21 protein-coding genes are annotated in these 18,044 nt (G+C 61.4%); 14 read left to right on the top strand and 7 right to left on the bottom strand.

Annotated elements, in window-relative coordinates; genetic code table 11:
- Window positions 1–34: 34 nt before the first annotated feature.
- Complete coding sequence (locus tag J3456_RS12795) at window positions 35–1,258, top strand: class I SAM-dependent RNA methyltransferase (protein ID WP_349580571.1); 1,224 nt, start codon at window positions 35–37, stop codon at window positions 1,256–1,258.
- 114 nt (window positions 1,259–1,372) lie between these two features.
- A complete protein-coding gene (locus tag J3456_RS12800; RefSeq protein WP_259946743.1) occupies window positions 1,373–1,870 on the top strand; it encodes a L,D-transpeptidase family protein in 498 nt (165 codons plus the stop codon).
- 66 nt (window positions 1,871–1,936) lie between these two features.
- Here J3456_RS12800 and dalA read toward each other — a convergent pair whose 3' ends face one another.
- Window positions 1,937–2,434, bottom strand: coding sequence for a divisome-associated lipoprotein DalA (dalA, locus tag J3456_RS12805; RefSeq protein ID WP_349580572.1), 498 nt, complete (start codon window positions 2,432–2,434; stop codon window positions 1,937–1,939).
- A gap of 167 nt (window positions 2,435–2,601) precedes the next feature.
- Between dalA and J3456_RS12810 the strand changes: the two genes are divergently transcribed.
- Together J3456_RS12810 and J3456_RS12815 are read left to right on the top strand one after the other, a co-directional pair.
- The gene (locus J3456_RS12810) at window positions 2,602–3,213 is read left to right on the top strand and encodes a L,D-transpeptidase (RefSeq protein WP_067627906.1); all 612 of its coding nucleotides are present in this window, start codon (window positions 2,602–2,604) and stop codon (window positions 3,211–3,213) included.
- A 141-nt stretch (window positions 3,214–3,354) separates the two neighbouring features.
- The gene (locus tag J3456_RS12815) at window positions 3,355–3,537 is read left to right on the top strand and encodes a hypothetical protein (RefSeq protein ID WP_067261136.1); all 183 of its coding nucleotides are present in this window, start codon (window positions 3,355–3,357) and stop codon (window positions 3,535–3,537) included.
- A gap of 104 nt (window positions 3,538–3,641) precedes the next feature.
- Here the strand turns inward: J3456_RS12815 and hemH are convergent, their stop codons facing one another.
- Together hemH and J3456_RS12825 are read right to left on the bottom strand one after the other, a co-directional pair.
- Window positions 3,642–4,700 (bottom strand): ferrochelatase, encoded by a 1,059-nt coding sequence (gene hemH, locus J3456_RS12820; RefSeq protein ID WP_349580573.1) that lies wholly within the window; start codon window positions 4,698–4,700, stop codon window positions 3,642–3,644.
- A gap of 53 nt (window positions 4,701–4,753) precedes the next feature.
- Window positions 4,754–5,572 (bottom strand): methyltransferase domain-containing protein, encoded by an 819-nt coding sequence (locus J3456_RS12825; RefSeq protein ID WP_349580574.1) that lies wholly within the window; start codon window positions 5,570–5,572, stop codon window positions 4,754–4,756.
- A 14-nt stretch (window positions 5,573–5,586) separates the two neighbouring features.
- Here J3456_RS12825 and J3456_RS12830 point away from each other — a divergent pair, with 14 nt between their 5' ends.
- The 4 genes from J3456_RS12830 to J3456_RS12845 are packed head-to-tail and all read left to right on the top strand — an operon-like array spanning window position 5,587 to window position 7,895.
- On the top strand, window positions 5,587–6,318 hold the full coding sequence (locus tag J3456_RS12830) for a ComF family protein (protein WP_349580575.1): 732 nt from the start codon (window positions 5,587–5,589) through the stop codon (window positions 6,316–6,318).
- Window positions 6,319–6,355: 37 nt separating this feature from the next.
- A complete protein-coding gene (grxC, locus tag J3456_RS12835; protein ID WP_067941907.1) occupies window positions 6,356–6,616 on the top strand; it encodes a glutaredoxin 3 in 261 nt (86 codons plus the stop codon).
- Complete coding sequence (locus J3456_RS12840) at window positions 6,613–7,443, top strand: carbon-nitrogen hydrolase family protein (protein WP_349580576.1); 831 nt, start codon at window positions 6,613–6,615, stop codon at window positions 7,441–7,443. The genes grxC and J3456_RS12840 overlap by 4 nt, the downstream gene beginning before the upstream one ends.
- A gap of 11 nt (window positions 7,444–7,454) precedes the next feature.
- Window positions 7,455–7,895: a MarR family winged helix-turn-helix transcriptional regulator gene (locus J3456_RS12845; RefSeq protein WP_067627893.1), complete on the top strand. Its 441-nt coding sequence runs from the start codon at window positions 7,455–7,457 to the stop codon at window positions 7,893–7,895.
- Here J3456_RS12845 and ubiG read toward each other — a convergent pair.
- A complete protein-coding gene (ubiG, locus tag J3456_RS12850) occupies window positions 7,870–8,640 on the bottom strand; it encodes a bifunctional 2-polyprenyl-6-hydroxyphenol methylase/3-demethylubiquinol 3-O-methyltransferase UbiG (protein WP_349580577.1) in 771 nt (256 codons plus the stop codon). The genes J3456_RS12845 and ubiG overlap by 26 nt on opposite strands.
- A gap of 48 nt (window positions 8,641–8,688) precedes the next feature.
- On the opposite strand from ubiG, the gene pip reads away from it, so the two are divergent.
- From pip to infB, 6 genes are all read left to right on the top strand, one after another.
- Complete coding sequence (pip, locus tag J3456_RS12855) at window positions 8,689–9,657, top strand: prolyl aminopeptidase (protein ID WP_349580578.1); 969 nt, start codon at window positions 8,689–8,691, stop codon at window positions 9,655–9,657.
- Entirely contained in the window at window positions 9,654–10,520 is an 867-nt protein-coding gene (locus J3456_RS12860; protein ID WP_349580579.1) for an ABC transporter substrate-binding protein, read from the top strand. The genes pip and J3456_RS12860 overlap by 4 nt, the downstream gene beginning before the upstream one ends.
- 151 nt (window positions 10,521–10,671) lie before the next feature.
- A complete protein-coding gene (gene rimP / locus J3456_RS12865) occupies window positions 10,672–11,250 on the top strand; it encodes a ribosome maturation factor RimP (protein ID WP_243266158.1) in 579 nt (192 codons plus the stop codon).
- Window positions 11,250–12,878: a transcription termination factor NusA gene (gene nusA / locus J3456_RS12870; RefSeq protein ID WP_349580580.1), complete on the top strand. Its 1,629-nt coding sequence runs from the start codon at window positions 11,250–11,252 to the stop codon at window positions 12,876–12,878. Before rimP ends, nusA begins: the two co-directional genes overlap by 1 nt.
- 20 nt (window positions 12,879–12,898) lie before the next feature.
- Window positions 12,899–13,519, top strand: coding sequence for an RNA-binding protein (locus J3456_RS12875; RefSeq protein WP_349580581.1), 621 nt, complete (start codon window positions 12,899–12,901; stop codon window positions 13,517–13,519).
- A gap of 9 nt (window positions 13,520–13,528) precedes the next feature.
- Window positions 13,529–15,997, top strand: a complete 2,469-nt coding sequence (gene infB / locus J3456_RS12880; RefSeq protein WP_349580582.1) for a translation initiation factor IF-2 — start codon at window positions 13,529–13,531, stop codon at window positions 15,995–15,997.
- Between the two features lie 9 nt (window positions 15,998–16,006).
- Here infB and J3456_RS12885 read toward each other — a convergent pair whose 3' ends face one another.
- The 3 genes from J3456_RS12885 to J3456_RS12895 form a co-directional block, all read right to left on the bottom strand.
- Window positions 16,007–16,813, bottom strand: coding sequence for a metallophosphoesterase family protein (locus tag J3456_RS12885; protein WP_349580583.1), 807 nt, complete (start codon window positions 16,811–16,813; stop codon window positions 16,007–16,009).
- A complete protein-coding gene (locus J3456_RS12890; protein ID WP_349580584.1) occupies window positions 16,810–17,727 on the bottom strand; it encodes a diacylglycerol/lipid kinase family protein in 918 nt (305 codons plus the stop codon). Before J3456_RS12890 ends, J3456_RS12885 begins: the two co-directional genes overlap by 4 nt.
- A gap of 80 nt (window positions 17,728–17,807) precedes the next feature.
- Complete coding sequence (locus J3456_RS12895; RefSeq protein ID WP_271688600.1) at window positions 17,808–17,930, bottom strand: hypothetical protein; 123 nt, start codon at window positions 17,928–17,930, stop codon at window positions 17,808–17,810.
- Window positions 17,931–18,044 lie beyond the last annotated feature (114 nt).

An 18,044-nucleotide genomic window follows, 5' to 3' on the forward strand; every position in this document is an offset into this window, starting at 1 on the left:
TTCGCTGTGGCCTTTGCCGCGCTATGGGCAGGCTATGACAGAACATCACATCTTGCGCCTTGGCCACCACGGCGACGGCATCGCCGAAGGTCCGATCTTTGCTCCGATGACCCTGCCGGGGGAAACCGTCAGTGGTGAAGTCGAGGGCCAACAGCTGCGCGATGTGCGGATCGTTACGCCGTCCGAACAGCGGGTCGCGCCGCCGTGCCGCCATTTCAAATCCTGCGGGGGCTGTCAGTTGCAGCATGCCGCGGACGATTTCGTGGCCGGGTGGAAGGTCGATGTGGTCCGCAATGCGCTGTCGGCGCATGGGTTAGAGACAGAATTTCGCCCCATCCAAACCTCGCCTGCGCAATCTCGCCGCCGGGCCACCTTTGCTGCGCGCCGCACGAAAAAGGGCGCCATGGCGGGGTTTCATGGCCGCGCTTCTGACGTGCTGATCGAGGTGCCGGGCTGTCAGTTGGTCGACCCTGCGCTTTTGCCGGGGTTGAAGGTTGCCGAGGAACTGGCGCTGATCGGCACCAGCCGCAAGGCCGAATTGGCCGTGACCGTGACGCTGTCGGAAGAGGGGCTGGACGTGTCGGTTGCCAATGGCAAACCTCTCGACGGGCCGCTGAGACAGCAGTTGGCGCAGACCTGTGAGGCTTTGGCGCTGGCACGGCTGACGTGGGATGGCGAGGTGATCGCAATGCGCGCGCCGCCGGCGCAGCGCTTTGGCAGCGCAGCGGTCACGCCCCCGCCGGGCGCGTTTTTGCAAGCCACCCGCCATGGCGAAGCGGCCCTGCGCGCCGCCGTCGTGGATGCCGTGGGGGAGGCCGAGACCGTGGCCGACCTTTTCGCCGGCTGCGGCACCTTCGCCTTGCCACTGGCGCAAAAGGCGCGGGTTCATGCGGTTGAGGGCGATGCCGAGATGACCGCCGCGCTTGAGGGCGGCTGGCGACGGGCCAAGGGGGCCAAACCGCTCACCGTTGAGACACGCGATCTGTTCCGCCGTCCGCTCTTGCCGGATGAGTTGGCCAAGATCGACGCCGTCGTGCTGGACCCGCCCCGCGCCGGGGCCGAGGCGCAGGTGACCGAGATTATCCGCGCGGGGGTGCCGCGCGTGGCCTATGTTTCTTGCAACCCGGTCAGCTTTGCCCGCGATGTGCAAAATATGGTGGCGGCAGGGTATCGGCTGGACTGGGTGCAGGTTGTGGACCAGTTTCGCTGGTCGTCGCATGTGGAGCTTGCCGCCTGCCTGACACTGCCGGAAGGTTAGGCAAACGGGCCGCATTTGGCGTGGTTCATCACCGCTTTTTGAATGAAATTAATCCCTCATTGTGGTAGCTCAGGTAAAAAGGGCCGGAATGGCCGGGGCTTTGAGGGCACAGTGATGAAGCGCAGGACAATGATACTTGGCGGCACCGCTATGGTGGCGCTTGGTGCGTGCAGCAGCAGTAAATTCAAACGATACAACGGTCCCGAAGTGACCTATGTGGTTGTGAACAAAAGCCAACGCCGCATGATGCTGTTGCATCATAACCGCGTGCTGGAGGACTATCCAATCAAGCTGGGCTTCGCTCCGGTTGGTCACAAGACCTTCGAGGGGGACGGGCGCACCCCCGAAGGGCTGTACCGAATCGACCGTCGCAATCCGAACAGCCGCTTCCATCTGTCTGTCGGGATTGATTACCCCAACGCACGGGATATCGAGACCGCCCGCGCCATGGGCAAAAGCCCCGGCGGCGATATCTTTATTCACGGGCAGAAAGACCCGCGGCAGAAAGAAAAGAACGATTGGACTTGGGGCTGTATCGCGGTCACCAACAAAGAGATCGAAGATGTCTATGCGATGGTGCGCGATGGCACGCCGATCCTGATCACACCCTGATCATCGGGTCGGTCAAAACGACACCGGCCCCCGCAGGGGCCGGATAAACCGCTGTTCAGCGAAAGTTCAGTTGCCGACGACCAGCGTCCACCAGATCTTGCCACCGTTTTCCTGATACCAAGAGAAACCCATCTGGCGGCCATCGGGGGCCATCAAGATGCGGCGGGTGTCTGGCTGCTCCATCCAGGCGGCGAGGGTCTCAAGCTCGGTCTCATAGGTTTCCGAGATGACTTCGCCGACCAGACCGCCGGTATAGCCAACGCGCTGGATACGGTCGATTGGCGACGACCCGTCAGAGCCGAAGTGCCAAGGACGGTTTTGCACCGACATATCGCGCGAGTGGGTCGCGGCGGCGGCGTTCAGTTTGGCATCCAGCGCCAAAGGCGTGACCCCAGCCGAGCTGCGCAGCGCATTCACCGAGTCGAGCATGCGGAATTGGATGGTACCCGCGTCGGAACGGCTGATGCGGTAGGAACCGCTGGCTTTGCCGCCACTCGTGCTGGACGGGGCACAGGCAGACAGCGCAACCGTCAGCGCCAGCAGGATGGACAGGATACGGATCATATGAGCGCTCCACGCAATGAGATTTTTTCTGCCTTACATCGGGGCGCGTTGCAGTTCAAACGCACATAGGCGTGACTCTGCCGTGCGGGGCCGGTTTCAATTGAAACTGCGTCTTTCGAGCCATATATAAGGCAATAATTAGCATAATTTCAGTTTGGAGACGCTCCATGTCCGCTCACCGTTTTTCGATCAAGAGCCGCCGTGGCTTTCTGGCTGGCAGCGCCGCGATGCTTGCCACACCGGCGCTGGCGCAAAGCACCTCTTCTTTCAACTCCTCCGCGACGACCGAGACTGAGCGCGATCTGACTGAATCGGTCCAGCGCAATGTCTCGAGCTTCCGGATGTTGGATTGGCGCCCTTATTTCAGCAACACGCGCAACGGCGCGGTGCTGGTCGATATCGACAGCCGGGCGGTGCATTACTGGTCCGAGGATCAGAGCGTTTACAAACTCTACCCCTCGTCGGTGCCGCTGACCGAAGACCTTACGCGCCGGGGTCGCACCCGTGTCATCAAAAAGGTCGAGGGGCCAAGCTGGCGTCCCACGCCTTCCATGCTCAAGCGCAATCCCGAGTGGCCGCCCTATGTCGGGCCCGGCCCGGATAACCCGCTGGGCACCCATGCGCTGTACCTCAGCTGGACGTATTATCGTATCCACGGAACCCACGACACAAGAAAAATTGGTCGCAAGTCTTCCAATGGTTGCATTGGGCTCTATAATGAACATATCGCCGAACTTTTTGCCATGACAAAGGTCGGTACGCAGGTGTTGCTTATTTGACGACATCCCCCTGATTCCTTGATGCAATAGCTGATTCCGGGTTTGCAAACTTTTGCCGATACTGTTTAGAACGAGATTACGAGGTAAGTCTTGGGTGCGTGTATGTATATGATACAGCACGCCTATTCTGGAGGTTATGTTATGAAGAAACTCGTTCTCGCCGCTGCTCTGTCCGCTGCTGCATCGACTGCTTTCGCTGGTTCGCTGGCCGAGCCGATCGTCGAAGCACCGGTCATCGTGGAAGAAACAACAGGTTCGTCCTCGGGCATCCTGGTTCCCCTGATCCTGCTGGCACTGGTTGCCGCAGCTGTTGCTTCCGACTAATCGGAACTGACGATCAAACGGAAAAGGCGGTGCACTGCACCGCCTTTTTTGTATTCTGCGTATGGCGTTGAAAAAGGGGCCGCCGCAGCGACCCCAAGGCGGGCTTAGACCCAGCCAGCCAGATTTTCACTGATGATCGTGGTCAGTGCCTCAATATGCGCGTCATCATCGTTCAGGCATGGGATATAGGTGAAATCCTCGCCGCCCGCCTCTTCAAAGCTTTCCTTGATCTCTTCGTTGATCTCTTCAAGCGTTTCGATGCAGTCGGCCGAGAAGGCAGGCGCGCAGACGGCGATGCTTTTCTTGCCCGCCTTGGCCTGACGGGCGACCTCTTCGACCGTATAGGGCTGCAGCCATTCCTCGGGGCCGAACTGCGACTGGAAAGTCGTCATGATCTCGCTGTCTTGCCAGCCCAAACGTTCCTTCAGCAGGCGCGTCGTTTTCTGGCATTGGCAATGATAGGGGTCGCCCTCCATCAGATAGCGCTGCGGCAGACCGTGGTAGGAGCAGACCAGCAGGTCGGGCTTTTTGTCCTTCGCGGCATAGGCACGCTCGACCGATTGCGCCAGCGCTTCGATATAGTCGGGGCGGTCGAAATAGGGGGCAACGGTGCGCGACGCAGGCTGCCATTTCTCTTTCGCCAGCGCGGCAAAGAAAGCGTCATTCGCCGTCGCGGTCGTGGCCCCGGCATATTGCGGGTACAGCGGGAAAAACAGGATCTTCTGGCATCCTGCAACGGTCATCGCTTCGACCTTGGACCGGGTCGATGGGTTGCCGTAGCGCATGGCGTAATCGACCATCACATCGGCGCCGTAACGCGCCTGCAACGCCGCCTTGATCTTGGCTGTCTGCGACTTGGTGATCGTCGCCAGCGGGCTTTCGTTCTCGGCCTCGTTCCAGATGGATTTATAGGCCGCGCCGCTGGTGAAGGGGCGTTTGGTCAGGATCACCGTCTGCAACAACGGCTGCCATTTCCACGGGCTGTAATCGATCACCCGGCGGTCCGAGAGGAATTCGCTTAGATAGCGGCGCATCGACCAATAGTCATAGCCGTCCGGCGTGCCGAGGTTGGCGAGCAGAACGCCAACCTTGGGACGCGGGACTTTGGGGTGGTCGCTGGGACCGTGTTGGGGTCGGGCCGTCTCGGGCTGGGCTGCCTGCATGGGGTTTCCTCGCACATATGATCCGCGCAGAGATAGCCGCTCTGAGGGTCGGGTCAATCGGGGAGAGGCTCTTCGCGACTATTCAGCGCATCTGCAAGCCGTTGTTGTGCCGATCCGGGGCGCAGGGGTTTCTGCTGGCTTTCATCCGGCGCCCAACCGGCGAGGAAGATCATATCGAAGGTCGCGGTAACCCGGCCCGATGCGGCGGTGAAATGGGTGGCGTAAAGCTCTGCCGCGCGGGTCAGTACCGCACGGCCCGTGGGGCGGCGCAGGCGGGCTTGTAGGGCGTTGGTCTCACCCATCTCGCGCAGGTCGCGCATCAGAGCCCAAGCGTCTTCGTATTCCACGGTCAGCGGTTGGCTATCGGCCACCGGCAGCGCCAGTCCGGCGCGTTGCAACAGCGCGCCAAGGTCGCGCAGTTCCCCCATCGGGGCGATGCGCGGCGACAGGCCGCCGGTCACTTCGGCTTCGGCTTGGCCAAGACAGGCCCGCAGCTCATGCAGGGTCTGCCCGCCAAGCGCCACGGCGTGCAACAGCCCGTCGGGGCGCAGGGCACGGCGGCATTGGATCAATTGGCCGATGGGATCATTTGCCCAATGCAGCCCCATGGCGTGGATCACCAGATCATGGCCCTGCGGTTCTAGCGCCAATACCTCGGCCTCGGGGGTAATCTTGGCCTCGGGGAAGGAGGCCGCCCAGACCTCCGGGAAAGCGGTCACGATGGCTGGAGCGGTAAACGCTTTTTTAACCAATCCCACCCGATCCTGAACCTCATCGGCGGCTGCCTGCTGCAAGAACATGCCCCGCACCGTCGCGCGTGCGCGGCGATGGGCGAGGGCCTTGGGGTCGGTCAGTGTGGGCTGTGCTGTCATGGGGAACACATAGAATGCCGCCACGAGGACTTCAAACAGCAGTATCACTGATCTACCCGCCGCGTTGCTTGGGCTGCGGCGGTTTGGTTGATGCGGATTTCGGGCTTTGCGGCACCTGTTGGCGCGACACGGGCTTTATCGGCGGCACGGTCTGCGACGCCTGCGGCGTGCCGCTGCCGGGCGGCGGGGATGTGGCTTCACCGCATTGTGATGCTTGTCTTGCCACCCCGCGGCCTTGGGCACAGGGCCGCACGGCGCTGCTCTATCGCGATATGGGGCGCAGGCTGGTCTTGGCGCTGAAACACGGTGACCGCCAAGAGATCGCGCGCCCGGGCGCGCGGTGGATGGCGCAGGCGGCGCAGGGCCTCTTGCCGGAAACGGCACTGATCGCGCCGGTGCCGCTGCATTGGCGGCGTTTGCTGAAACGACGCTACAACCAATCCGCCTTGCTGGCCAAAGCCCTGTCGGCTGAAACCGGCCACAGTTGGTGTCCCGATCTGTTGCAGCGGGTCCGGCACACGCCGTCGCTCGATGGGCTGGGTCGGGCGGAACGGTACAGCGTCCTGCAGGAAGCGATCGCAGTTCATCCCCGGCGGCGGCACCGTATCATCATGCGACCGGTGATTTTGGTGGACGATGTGTTCACCTCTGGCGCTACACTGACCGCCTGCACAGAGGCATGTCTTGCCGCCGGTTCCGGCCCCGTTTTCGTGCTGGCACTGGCGCGCGTGGCCAAAGAGACCTAGATCACTGTGCAACGTTAACTGTTCAAAGGGTGATCCTATGCAACCTGTCGAAATCTATACGTCGCCGCTCTGCGGTTTTTGTCATTCCGCCAAACGCCTGCTGACCCAGAAGGGCGCGGCCTTTGATGAGGTCGATGTCTTGTCAGAGCCCGAGCGCAAGAAAGAGATGATCCAGCGTGCAGGCGGGGCCCGCACCGTGCCGCAGATCTTTATCGGGGATGTGCATGTGGGCGGCTGTGATGAGCTTTATGCGCTGGACCGTGCGGGCAAGCTCGACGCGCTGCTGCAAGACAGATGAAAATCGCGCTGCTGCAACTCAACGTCTCGGACGATCCGGCCGCCAATCTGATCGAAACCCGCGCCCTATTGCGCGAGGCGGTGGCGGGCGGGGCAGCATTTGTCCTGACGCCCGAGGTGACGAATTGCGTCAGCACCAGCCGGTCCCATCAGCAGGCGGTGCTCGCCTATGAGGAAGATGACGCCACCCTCGCCGCCCTGCGCGAAGAGGCGGCGAAGGCGAGCATTTGGCTGCTGATCGGCTCACTCGCGCTCAAGACGCGGGGCGGCGACGGGCGCTTTGCCAACCGATCATTCTTGATCTCTCCGCAGGGGGAGATCGCGGCCCGCTACGACAAGATTCACATGTTCGACGTGGATATCAGCGCGACCGAGACCTACCGCGAATCCGCAGGCTATCGCCCCGGCGACAAGGCCGTGGTGGCCGAGACGGCTTTTGGCAAGATCGGCATGTCAGTTTGCTATGACATGCGCTTTCCCGCGCTTTATCAATCACTTGCAGAGTCGGGCGCGCGTATCCTCACGATGCCTGCGGCCTTCTCTCCGGTGACGGGGGCCGCGCATTGGCACAGTCTGCTGCGGGCGCGGGCGATTGAGAATGGCTGCTATGTGCTGGCCCCGGCCCAGACCGGCACCCATGCCAGCGCCGAGCATAAGACCCGCGATACCTATGGGCATTCGCTGGTTGTGGCCCCGTGGGGAGAGATCGTGCTTGATGCCGGGACGGCCCCCGGCGTTTACTTTTGTGACATAGACATGGAAGAATGTGACAAGGCCCGCGCCAAAGTGCCCAGCCTTGCCAACCGCCGCCCCTTTGCCGCGCCCTGACCGGACCTAAGATGACCGACGATAAAAACACACTTGCGATCATGCTGTTCGGTGAATTGCTGGCCGCCGATCAACAGGTGCGCAGCCGCCTCACCCGGGTTCTGCCGCGCGGGATGGAGATCTCGCATTTTTCGGTGCTGAACTCTCTGTCGTGGCACGGCGGCGAACGCTCGCCCGCGCAATTGGCCGAGACTTTCAACGTCACCCGCGGGGCGATGACCAACACGCTGAGCAAGCTGGAATGGGCCGGTTACGTCCATATCCGCCCCGATTGGGATGACGCGCGGCGCAAGATGGTCGCCATCAGCCCTGCCGGGCGACAGGCGCGGGATGCAGCGGTGAACGCGATCACGCCGATGATTTCCAACGTGGTGGATGATCTGGGCGAAGAGCAGGTCCGCGCCACGCTGCCGATCCTGCGCGCGCTCAGGCGTCAGTTGAGCCAGGGTTAAGGCCCGGATTAAGGCTGGCGGTCACGTAGTTCACGCTCAGATCCCGATCAGACAGACGCCAAGACCATGCGACGGGGTTAAAGACGAAGCCCTTGCGGTCCACAGGCTCCAATCCGGCGCGGTTCAGCAGGTCAAAAAGCTCATCCGGGGTGATGAACTTGTTCCAATCATGGGTGCCCTTGGGCAGCCAGCGCATCACATGCTCTGCGCCCACAATCGCCATCATGAAGGATTTCGGATTGCGGTTCAGAGTCGAACAGATGTGCAGCCCGCCCGGTTTCAGCAGGCGGCGGCAGGCGATCAGGTAGTCGATGGGGGAGGCGACGTGTTCGACGACCTCCATATTCAGCACGACATCGAATTTCTCACCGGCCTCGGCCATCGCTTCGGCGGTGGTGTGGCGGTAATCAATCTCCAGCCCCGACTGCTGCGCGTGGATTTGCGCGACGGGGATATTGCCCGCCGCCGCATCCGCGCCGACCACCTCGGCCCCCAGCCGCGCCATCGGTTCCGAAAGCAGCCCACCGCCGCACCCAATGTCGAGAATGCGCAGACCCTTAAACGGCGCGTCGGCAGTTAGATCACGGTCAAACTCGCCCGCGATTTGGCTGGTGATATAATCCAACCGGCAGGGGTTCAGCATATGCAGCGGCTTGAACTTGCCGTTCAGATCCCACCATTCGGCGGCCATCGCCTCGAATTTGGCGATCTCGGCGGGGTCGATGGTTGATTGATCCGCTTGCATTCTGATCTCCCTGTGCTCTTTTGGGTTTAATGACTATATAGGGCGGCAATGGACAAGTATCCCGACCAAAAACGCGACGCAGCGCATCTTTATCCGCCGGTTGAGCCTTTCGACCAGCAGATGTTGTCTGTGGGGCAGGGGCATCAGGTCTATGTAGAGCAATGCGGCAACCCCGATGGTATCCCCGTTGTCGTGCTCCATGGCGGCCCCGGCGGCGGCTGTAGCCCGGCGATGCGGCGTTATTTCGATCCCAAGGTTTACCGCGTGGTGCTGTTCGACCAGCGCGGCTGCGGGCGCTCCACCCCGCATGCGTCCGTCACGGACAACACGACATGGCATTTGGTCGCGGATATCGAGCTGATTCGCAGCACACTCGGCATCGACAAATGGATGGTTTTTGGCGGCTCTTGGGGGGCCACGCTGGCGCTGATCTATGCCCAAGCGCATCCAGAGGCCGTGCGCCATCTGATCCTGCGCGGCGTGTTCCTGATGACGCAGGCCGAGCTTGATTGGTTCTACGGCGGCGGTGCCGGGCGGTTCTGGCCCGAGCTTTGGGCGCGGTTCGTCGATCTGATCCCCGGAGACGAGCGTGACGATCTGATTGCGGCCTATCACCGACGGCTGTTCTCGGGTGATCTGCGGGTCGAGCAGGACTATGGCCGCGCATGGGCGGCTTGGGAGAACGCGCTGGCCTCGGTGCATTCCGATGGCGTTTCGCATGGCGGGCCATCGGCCTATGCGCGGGCGTTCTCGCGGTTGGAGAACCATTATTTCACCAATAACGGCTTTCTGGAGTTCGACGGTCAGATCCTCGAACATATGGGCCGCATCGCGCATATTCCGGGGGCGATCGTGCAGGGGCGTTACGACATGATCTGCCCGCCTGCGGGGGCCTACGCACTGGCGGAACGCTGGCCGAAAGCCGATCTGCGGATGATCCGCAACGCGGGGCATGCGCTCTCGGAGCCGGGGATCAGTGCCGAATTGGTGCGGACCATGGATAGGATTGGCCAGTGACGCGCGGGCGCAACTCTCTGCTGGATCGCCGGGCGCTTTTCACCACCGGTGCGGCTGCAGCCTTGCTGGCCGCGACAGGTGCCAGCGCCGGAGAGCCACCCCGGCGCGGGGGCCGTCTGCGGCTGGCGCTTTCGGGTGCCACGCGTGACGACACTTGGGTCAAAGGCGACGGGCTGTTCATGCAGGTCGCGCGGCAAGGGCTGATCTTTGACACGCTGACCGAAGTTACCGGTAATGGCATCCTCAAAGGTGAATTAGCGACTGGCTGGCAAGCCAGCGACGGCGCGCGGCAGTGGCAATTCGATCTGCGCCCCGATGTGCGCTTTCACGACGGCAGCCCGCTGACTGCCCGCGATGTTGTGGCCAGTCTGCAATCCGTCCTGACCGAGGCTGAGGTCGCGGTGCAAGACGACCTGAAGGTGCAGGTCACATTGGCCACGGCGAATCCTGACCTGCCGCTGCTGCTGGCGCAATCGCGCTATGTGATCCGCCCCGCCCACGCCCCCGAGGCCGGGATCGGCACCGGGCTATACCGTCTGCGGCGCTTTTCCGCCGGGCGTCAGGTTTTGGCGGAGCGGGTAGAGACACATTACAAAGACGGCACCGCCGGTTGGTTCGATACGGTCGAGCTTGTCTCGATCCCCGCGCGGGAGGTGCGGGTGCAAGCACTGAGCGAAGGGCTTGTGGATGCAGCGGATTTGCCCGCGCGGCCCCGCTATCGCGAGCGGGGTGATGTGACACTTCAGGCTGATAGCGCCGGCGGGGTCAGCGCCCTGTCGGACGATCTGCGCCAACCGCCGAACCCCGGACGCCAAGCGCCGATGGACAACCTGCGCGCGCCTGAGCGGTGGTGGTTCGGCTGAGAGGGGTTGCAGTTTCAGGCTTTCCGGCCTATATCCCCTTTCAACAGCGGCGCTTTCGGGTCCAAACCGAAGGCTCCACCGATCCTGAACACGGGCCGCGCGCCCGTTTTTTTATGCCTGAACGAAACTGCCAGATTAAATTGGATGTCTCATGTCGAATGACCTGATTGCCAAAGCTGCCATTGACCGCCGTCTGGCCGAGATCATCACCCCGGTGATCGAGGACATGGGCTTTGAACTGGTGCGCGTCCGCCTGATGTCGGGCAAATCCACCATCCTGCAAGTCATGGCCGACCGGCCTGATGGCGGGATCGAAGTGGACGAATGCGCCAAGATTTCGCAGGCCATCGGCGCGGTCTTGGATGTTGAAGACCCAATTTTGGACGAATATTCGCTTGAGGTTTCCAGCCCCGGCATCGACCGCCCGCTGACGCGGCTCAAGGATTTCGATGCCTTTGAGGGCTATGAGGCCAAGATCGAAACCACCGAGCTGATTGATGGCCGCCGCCGCTTTAAGGGTGAGCTGGCTGGCGTTGAGGGTGGCGAAGTGCTGATCAATGTCGAAGAAGGCACCATCGGCTTGCAGTTCGACTGGCTCAGCGACGCCAAGCTGGTGTTGACCGACGACCTGATCAAAGAAATGCTCCGCCAGCGCAAAGCGTCCGGCGCGATCGACGAAAACGAATTTGATGATATCGAGACTGAAGAGTCTGCTGAGGGAGACACCTAATGGCCATTACATCTGCAAACCAGCTTGAGCTGTTGCAAACCGCCGAGGCAGTTGCGCGCGAAAAGATGATCGACCCCGGTCTGGTCGTCGAAGCGATGGAAGAATCCCTCGCCCGTGCCGCCAAGTCCCGCTACGGCGCCGAGATGGACATCCGGGTCGATATCGACCGCAAGACAGGCAAAGCGACCTTCACCCGCGTTCGCACCGTGGTCGAGGACGAAGAGCTTGAGAACTATCAGGCCGAATTCACGGTAGACCAAGCCAAGCAGTATATGGCCGACCCCAAGGTCGGCGATACCTACGTCGAAGAAGTCCCCCCGGTTGAGATGGGCCGCATCGCGGCGCAGTCGGCCAAGCAGGTGATCTTGCAAAAGGTCCGCGAAGCTGAGCGTGACCGTCAGTTCGAAGAATTCAAAGACCGCGCCGGTACGATCATCAATGGTCTGGTCAAGCGCGAAGAGTACGGCAATGTCATCGTTGATGTGGGCGCTGGCGAAGCGATCCTGCGCCGCAACGAGAAGATCGGCCGCGAAAGCTATCGCCCGAACGACCGTATCCGGGTCTACATCAAAGACGTGCGCCGCGAGCAGCGCGGTCCGCAGATTTTTCTGAGCCGCACCGCGCCTGAGTTCATGGCTGAACTGTTCAAGATGGAAGTGCCGGAAATCTATGACGGCATCATCGAGATCAAGGCGGTCGCCCGTGACCCCGGTTCGCGCGCCAAGATCGCTGTGATTTCGCATGACGGCTCCATCGACCCTGTCGGTGCCTGCGTCGGTATGCGCGGTAGCCGCGTGCAGGCCGTTGTGAACGAGCTTCAGGGCGAGAAAATCGACATCATTCCGTGGAATGAAGACCAGCCAACCTTCCTTGTGAACGCGCTGCAGCCTGCTGAAGTGTCGAAAGTGGTTCTGGACGAAGAAGCCGGCAAGATCGAAGTCGTCGTGCCCGAAGAGCAGCTGTCGCTGGCGATTGGCCGCCGTGGTCAGAACGTGCGTCTGGCCAGCCAGCTGACCGGTCTCGACATCGACATCATGACCGAAGAGCAGGAAAGCCAGCGCCGTCAGGCCGAGTTTGAACTGCGCACCAAGCTGTTCATGGACAACCTCGATCTGGACGAATTCTTTGCCCAGTTGCTGGTCTCCGAAGGCTTCACCAACCTCGAAGAAGTGGCCTACGTCGAAGTCGACGAGCTGCTTGTCATCGACGGTGTGGACGAAGACACCGCAGGCGAGTTGCAGGCCCGTGCCCGTGATGTGCTCGAAGCGCAGAACAAAGCCGCGCTTGATAACGCCCGTGCGCTCGGTGTCGAAGACAGCCTGGTTGAATTTGAGGGTCTGACCCCCCAAATGATAGAAGCGCTCGCCAAGGACGACGTGAAGACCTTGGAAGATTTCGCCACCTGTGCCGATTGGGAACTGGCTGGCGGCTGGACCACGGTCAACGGCGAGCGTGTTAAGGACGATGGCGCGCTTGAGCCCTTTGAGGTCAGCCTTGAAGATGCGCAGGCTATGATCATGACCGCCCGCGTCATGCTGGGCTGGGTCGACCCGACCGAGCTTGAAGCCGATGCGGAGGAAGACGACGTAGAAACAGACGGCGAGACCGCCGAGGAGGCCGAGGCCTAAGCGGGCCTCGGGGGTTGCACATGGGACGCGGTGGCGCTTCGAATGACCAGCAAGATGGTGCGGAACGCAAGTGCATCGCCACGGGCGACGTGCAGCCAAAACACGGGTTGATCCGCTTTGTGATCGGCCCGGACAATCAGGTTTACCCGGATATTCTGGGTAAACTGCCGGGCCGGGGCATCTATGTCTCGGCGGACCGTGCCGCGCTGGAACTCGCGGTAAAGAAAAAGGCCTTTGCTCGGTCGGCGAAACAGCCGGTCACGCTGCCAGACGGGTTGATCGACGAGGTCGAACAGCAATTGGCGCGCCGGGTGGTGGACTTGATCTCGCTCCAGCGCAAGGCAGGCAAGGCGGTCGCCGGCTACGAAAAGGTCAAGGGTTGGTTGCAAACCGAAGAGGCCGAAGTATTGATACAGGCCGTAGACGGGTCAGGGCGCGGTAAGTCCAAGCTGAGCACCCCACACTATGGCCATTACATCGGTTGGTTGACAGCCGATGAATTGGGTTTGGCATTCGGTCGCCAAACTGTGATACATGGGGCGCTCGCCTCTGGTGGACTCACGCAACGTGTTGTAGAGGAAGCCGGACGACTTAAAGGCGTGCGCGTAAACGAGGGTGGCAACGGCCATCCGAAAGGATAGACGAGCTTCATGAGCGATAGTGACGGCAAGAAAACATTGGGTCTGCGCGGTGGCGCACGTCCGGGGAATGTAAAGCAAAGCTTTAGCCACGGGCGTACCAAAAACGTTGTGGTCGAAACCAAGCGCAAGCGTGTTGTGGTGCCCAAGCCGGGTGGCCAGAAACCAACCGGGCCGGGCGCCGGGCCGATTGGCGATCCCAAGAAGCGCCCCGCAGGCATCACCGATGCCGAGATGGAGCGCCGTCTGAAGGCCGTTCAGGCCGCCAAAGCCCGTGAGGTTGAGGAAGCCGCTGCGCGCGAGGCCGAAGAAAAGGCCCGCGCCGAAGAGCGTGAGCGCCGCCGGGCCGAGATCGAAGCCAAAGAACGCGAAGAGCGCGAGCGCGAAGAAAGCCTCAAAGCCAAGGCCGAGGAAGACGCCCGCCGCAAGGCAGAGGCCGAAGCCGCTGCCGCTGCGCCAGCACCGGAACCTGCCGCTGCACGCGAGCCGGGCAGCAAGCCCGCGCCCGCCGCCACGCCGCGCAAAACCACGGACCGTGACCGCGACGACAGCAAGAAGCGCAGCAAAGGTGGCGACAGCCGCCGCGCGGGCAAGCTGACCGTCAATCAGGCGCTGGCCGGTGGCGAAGGTGGACGTCAACGTTCCATGGCGCAGATGAAGCGCAAGCAGGAACGTGCCCGCCAAAAAGCGATGGGTGGTCAGGTCGAGCGTGAAAAGATCGTGCGTGACGTGCAACTGCCGCCCGCCATCGTGGTCTCTGAATTGGCCAACCGCATGGCCGAAAAGACCGGCGCGGTGGTCAAGGCGCTGATGCAAAACGGCCTGATGGTAACTCAGAACGAAACCATCGACGCCGATACAGCCGAGTTGATCATCGAAGAATTCGGCCACAGAGTGGTGCGCGTTTCCGATGCCGATGTCGAAGACGTCATCAAAGAGGCTGTAGACGATCCGAAGGATCTGCAGGGTCGTCCCCCGGTCATCACGATCATGGGTCACGTCGACCACGGGAAAACATCGCTGCTTGATGCGATCCGGAATGCGAAAGTGGTTGCTGGCGAAGCCGGCGGCATCACCCAGCACATCGGTGCCTATCAGGTCACGACCGACAATGGCGCGGTTCTGTCCTTCCTCGACACGCCCGGCCACGCGGCCTTTACCTCCATGCGTTCGCGCGGGGCTCAGGTAACGGATATCGTGGTTCTGGTGGTCGCGGCGGATGACGCCGTGATGCCGCAAACGATCGAGGCGATTGCCCACGCGAAAGCGGCCAAAGTGCCGATGATCGTGGCGATCAACAAGATCGATAAGCCTGCCGCGAATCCTGATAAGGTTCGGACCGATCTGCTACAGCACGAAGTCATCGTCGAGAAGATGTCCGGTGATGTGCAGGATGTCGAAGTCTCGGCCGCAACGGGCCAAGGTCTGGACGAACTGCTTGAAGCCATTGCGCTGCAGTCTGAAATCCTCGAGCTCAAGGCGAACCCGAACCGGGCCGCTGTGGGCGCAGTGATCGAAGCGCAGCTTGACGTGGGCCGCGGCCCCGTGGCGACCGTGCTGGTTCAGAACGGCACATTGCGTCAGGGCGACATCTTTGTTGTCGGTGAGCAATACGGTAAGGTCCGTGCGCTGATCAACGACCAAGGCGAACGCGTCAAAGAAGCCGGGCCATCGGTGCCGGTTGAGGTGCTTGGCATCAACGGCACGCCAGAGGCCGGTGACGTATTGAACGTGACCGAAACCGAAGCGCAGGCCCGCGAAATCGCTGAGTATCGCGCCAACGCCGCCAAGGACAAACGTGCCGCTGCCGGTGCCGCCACGACGCTGGAACAGCTGATGGCTAACGCCAAGGCGAACGAAGACGTCAGCGAGCTGCCGATCTTGGTCAAAGCCGACGTGCAGGGGTCTGCCGAAGCGATCGTTCAGGCGATGGAGAAAATCGGCAACGACGAAGTCCGCGTTCGGGTTCTGCACTCCGGTGTGGGCGCAATCACGGAGACGGATGTCGGTCTGGCCGAAGCTTCCGGCGCCCCGATCATGGGTTTCAACGTGCGTGCCAATGCTTCGGCGCGGAACACTGCGAACCAGAAGGGCGTCGAAATCCGCTACTACTCGGTCATCTATGACCTTGTGGATGACGTAAAAGCGGCTGCGAGCGGCCTGCTGAGCGCCGAGATCAAAGAGAACTTCATTGGCTACGCCAACATCAAAGAAGTCTTCAAGGTCACCGGTGTGGGCAAAGTTGCTGGCTGTCTGGTCACCGAAGGCGTCGCCCGCCGCAGCGCCGGTGTGCGTCTGCTGCGCGACAACGTCGTGATCCACGAAGGCACGCTGAAAACGCTCAAGCGCTTCAAAGACGAAGTGCCCGAGGTTCAGTCCGGTCAGGAATGCGGCATGGCATTCGAAAACTACGAAGACATCCGCCCCGGCGATGTGATCGAGATTTTCGAGCGCGAAGAAGTGACCCGCACCTTGGCCTAAGCCACGCGCTTACAGAACGAATTCCCCAGAGGCCCGGTCAAATTGCCGGGCCTCTGCTTTTGCGAAGGCCTTTTTGCCATCGTCAAAGCTGATCCGCGCCAGATTGACGTGCAGGGGCGAGATATCGATCAGATTGAAGTCATTTGGCTCCCCCCGCTGGCGCGATGACAGGCTGGTACCTGCGTGCAACTGGATCGCCAGATGGCCGTCGTGCTCCGGTGCCGGGTGGGCAAAGGTGCCCGCGTGCCAGATGTGCAGATGGCCTGACAGGATCAGGTCCGCGCCACAGTCCAGAAGCCGCTTCAAGGCCCGCTGCGCGCCCGGAATGGGCCGCTTGTGGGTTTCATTGGGGTGATCCAGCGGGTGGTGACACACCGCGATGCGCAACGTGTTCTTTCCGCCGCGCGACAGGGCACGGCAGGCCCGCCCCAAACGGCGCAGGCCCAGTTTGCCGGTCTGCCATTTGAAGCGGTCGACGGTGTTGATCCCCACCGCGACGAAATCCGCGCCTTCGTGCACGGGCGTCAGATCGTGATCAATCCAGCGCCGGTAGTAGCGCCAAGGGGCCAAGAACCGGGTAAGGGGGCGATGCAGGGGGATATCGTGGTTGCCCGGCACGCACAAGACCGGCGCGTTGATCCGGTCGATAAAGGCCCGCGCCGCACGGTATTCCTTTTCCCTCGCCCGTTGGGTCAGATCGCCCGAGATGATCACCAGATCGGGGTCATAGCCGTTCACGGCCTCCAACAAGGGCATAAGAAGATCGGGCCGGTCCTTGCCGAAGTGCAGGTCGGATAGGTGAATCAAGCGGCTCATCTCACGTCCTTTCCAGAAGCGCGGGGGACGAAAATATGGATGGGAGAGGTTGCACGGGTGAGCCTGAAGGGGCCCTGCATCACTGCAATCTCTCCGTCCCGCGCGACATATCGTTTGCGCTGTTTCATGCGTATTTCGACCTCCGACCCGCAGAGCATTTCGTAGTCGGTATGATGTTTCGCCAGGCCCGTCGCCAGAGCCACAGCATGGCGCAGCAGGCCAAAACGGTAGGTGTCGGGGGCGACCAGCAGCACCATATCGCCGCGCGCGATACAGTCTTGCCCGTCGAGCCCCATTTGATCCAATTGAAAGGCGTTGTTGACCGCGAATACCAGCGGGGTTCGGAGGTCGGTCTCTTTGCCGTCGACCACGATGGTCAGCTTGAGCGACGTACGGAAATCTATCAGAGCTTTGATCACCGACCAATAGGCGGCGATCCGACTGCGGCCCCAGCGACGATAGATGCCCTCCCGGGTCTTAAGAATCGCCGGGTAGGCGCCGATGCTGGCATTGTTCAAGAAGGTCTCGCCGTTGATTGTCGCCACATGCACCGCGCGGCTCTCGCCGCCTGCGATGACATCAACCGCTTCTTGCAGGTCTTCTGGGATGCCCATCGACCGCGCGAAATAGTTGAAGGTGCCCTGTGGGATGATGCCAAGCGGGCGGTCCTGCTCCTTCATGGCCGAGGACACGCCAGAGATCGTGCCATCCCCGCCGGCCACGGCAATGATGCCTTCAGGCTGAGACAAAGCCTGCCGGGCTGCACTGGCCGGATCGTTCCGTTTGTCGATGTGAATGAATTCCGCCGTGACCCCGTGCCGCGCAAAGGCGGATCGGATAGTGCTTTCGGCTTGGTCACCGTTTTGACGGCCCGAACCGCGGTTCAGGATGACAATAGCGCGCTTCGATGACATAAAATCCCCTGCCAAATGCTCAGGGGAAACGCGGCGGAACGCCTATTTGTTCACCAAAATAGGCGTTCCACGCAGATTTTTCAGACTGGTTTGCCTTCGAAGATCTTACCGTCGACTTGAACGGCCATGCGACCGCCCGCCAACATTTTTACAAAAATACCCTGAACGTAAATGGAACTTCCGATGGCGATGGTTCTCAACATGTCGGCACCCTTTCATACAGATGTTACAACTCTGCCTCAGTATGATGCGCTTTGGGTTAAAAAATCCGCAACATGCTGAGTGATTGGTGATCACTAGTGCAATTCTGCCACTCT

The organism is Sulfitobacter sp. NFXS29 (assembly GCF_040148765.1).
Taxonomy (GTDB): Bacteria; Pseudomonadota; Alphaproteobacteria; order Rhodobacterales; family Rhodobacteraceae; genus Sulfitobacter.